This window comes from Lutibacter sp. (assembly GCF_041562875.1).
Taxonomy (GTDB): Bacteria; Bacteroidota; Bacteroidia; order Flavobacteriales; family Flavobacteriaceae; genus Lutibacter.
In genome coordinates this window covers 1-2,770 of sequence record NZ_JBFFOE010000176.1, presented here as the reverse complement: position 1 = coordinate 2,770, position 2,770 = coordinate 1, and the positions used below count along the sequence as shown (strand labels likewise).

2 protein-coding genes and 1 pseudogene are annotated in these 2,770 nt (G+C 29.6%); all 3 read left to right on the top strand.

What is annotated here, in order from left to right:
* Positions 1 to 448: pseudogene (locus tag ABY863_RS13395) on the top strand (phosphohydrolase); the annotation flags it as partial.
* Between the two features lie 35 nt (positions 449 to 483).
* Complete coding sequence (lpxD, locus tag ABY863_RS13390) at positions 484 to 1,521, top strand: UDP-3-O-(3-hydroxymyristoyl)glucosamine N-acyltransferase (RefSeq protein ID WP_372795660.1); 1,038 nt, start codon at positions 484 to 486, stop codon at positions 1,519 to 1,521.
* Positions 1,518 to 2,770: bifunctional UDP-3-O-[3-hydroxymyristoyl] N-acetylglucosamine deacetylase/3-hydroxyacyl-ACP dehydratase (locus ABY863_RS13385; protein WP_372795659.1), on the top strand; the 1,253-nt coding region annotated here is incomplete at its 3' end. The genes lpxD and ABY863_RS13385, both read left to right, overlap by 4 nt.

The following is a 2,770-nucleotide window of genomic DNA, read 5'->3' as shown; positions in this document are numbered from 1 at the left end:
TTCATATTTTTTAAATCATCAAATTACTGAAGAAACTTTTAGTTTAGAAGCGCTTAAAACATTTGCTAAATTGGATGATTATGATGTGTTTTCAGCAATAAAAGAATGGATTTCTTATGAAGATAAAGTAATTTCTAAATTATCAGAAAGTTTAATTAATAGAATTTTACCTAAAATTATACTTCAAAAAGAACCATTCACGCAGGATAAAATTAAAAGTATAAAGAAAAAAGTTAAAACCAAATTTATGCTAAGTGATTCAGAATTAGAGTTTTTTGTATATCATGGTAAAATTCAAAATCAGGCATATGATGCCACAAAAAATAATATTCAAATATTATATAAAAACGGTGAGATAAGGGATGTTACTGAAGCTTCTGATCATTTAAATTTACAAGCTTTATCAAATCCTGTAGTTAAGTATTATATCTGCTACCCTAAGAAATAGGTAGTGATAAACTTTTTTTTTACTTTTGCATTTAAATGAAATTTACAGCAAACCAAATCGCAGAAATTTTGGATGGTGAAATAGACGGAAATGAAAATACCGAAGTCTATAAGCTTTCAAAAATTGAAGAAGGAGAAGAAGGATCTTTAACGTTCCTTTCAAATCCTAAATACACCTCATTTTTATATTCAACAAAAGCTTCAATTGTTATTGTTAACAAAGGTTTTGTTGTTGAAAATAAAATTGAAACGACCCTCATAAAAGTTGAAGATGCATATGCATCGTTCTCTAAACTTTTAGAATATTATAATGAAGTAAAATTGAATAAAATAGGGATAGAAAAACCTACCCATATAAGTGACACAGTTAAAATAGGTGAAAATTTATACTTAGGGGCTTTTTCATATGTAAGTAACAATGTGATACTTGGAGACAATGTTAAAATTTATCCAAATGTATTTATTGGTGATAATGTTACAATTGGTTCAAACACTACTATATTCGCTGGAGCAAAAATATATTCAGAAACAGTGATTGGTGAAAATTGTGCAATTCATTCAGGTGCTATAATTGGTGCTGATGGATTTGGTTTTGCTCCGAGTGCAGATGGAGTTTATAATAAAATACCGCAAATTGGGAATGTTATTATTGAAGATAATGTTGATATTGGAGCTGCGACAACTATTGATAGAGCAACATTAGGTTCAACAATTATAAGAAAAGGAGTAAAGTTAGACAATCAAATTCAAGTAGCCCATAATGTTGAAATTGGTAAAAATACGGTGATTGCAGCACAAACAGGTATTGCTGGCTCTACTAAAATTGGTGAAAATTGTATGATTGGTGGTCAGGTTGGTATTGTTGGCCACATTACTATTGGTGATAATGTTAGAATACAAGCACAATCAGGTATCTCAAGAAATATAAAAGCTAATGATGTAATTCAGGGAACTCCTGCAATTGGTTATTCAGATTATAATAAATCATATGTATATTTTAAAAAATTGCCTGAATTAGTTGCAAAACTAAATTCGTTAGAAAAAGAATTAAAAGAATTAAAAGACTTAAAATGATTAGTAAACAAAAAACAATTAGAAATGAAGTAACACTATCAGGTGTTGGTCTACATACTGGTAATAAAGTTACTATGACTTTTAAACCAGCGCCTATAAATTACGGATATGCTTTTGTGAGAATTGATTTAGAAGGCGAGCCAAAAATTGAGGCAAGTGCAGAATATGTTATAAACACTCAAAGAGGAACAAATCTTGAAAAAAGAGGTGTTTTTGTAAATACGTCTGAACACGTATTAGCAGCAGTTGTTGCTTTAGGGATAGATAATATTTGTATTGAAATAAATGCTGCAGAACCTCCAATTATGGATGGGTCTTCAAAACATTTTATTGAAGCTCTTGAAAAAGCAGGAATTGTAGAACAAGAAGCTGATTGTATAGAATATATAGTTAAAGAAATTATTTCATACAAAGATGAAGAAACAGGAAGTGAAATAATATTAATGCCTGCTGATGAATTTCAAATTACTACCATGGTAGATTTTGGGACTAAAGTATTAGGTACTCAAAATGCAACCCTTAATTCACTTTCTAATTTTAAAACTGAAATTGCTGATGCAAGAACGTTTAGTTTTCTTCATGAGTTAGAAATGTTATTGGATAACAATTTAATACAAGGAGGCGATTTAAATAATGCCATAGTTTATGTAGATAAAGAAATTTCTAATGTAACTATGGATAAATTAAAAAAAGCATTTAATAAAGAAAATTTAACTGTTAAAGCTAATGGAATTCTTGATAATCTAACATTGCGATGGGCAAACGAAGCAGCACGTCATAAGCTATTAGATGTGATTGGAGATTTGGCCTTAGTAGGTACAAAAATTAGAGGCAAAGTAATTGCTAATAAGCCAGGGCATTTGGTAAATACTGTTTTTGCAAAAAAATTACAAAAAATAATTAAGCAAGAAAAAAGAAATAATGTACCAACGTACGATTTAAATCAACCACCATTAATGGATATTCATCAAATCATGAATATTCTTCCACACAGACCACCTTTTTTATTAATAGATAGAATATTAGAGCTTTCTGAAAATCATGTAGTTGGAATGAAAAACGTGACAATGAATGAACCTTTTTTTATAGGTCATTTTCCTGACGCACCAGTAATGCCAGGAGTACTTCAAGTTGAAGCGATGGCTCAATGCGGTGGAGTTTTAGTTTTAAGTTCAGTTCCTGACCCTGAAAATTACTTAACATATTTTATGAAAATGGATAAAGTTAAGTTTAAACAAAAAGTATTACC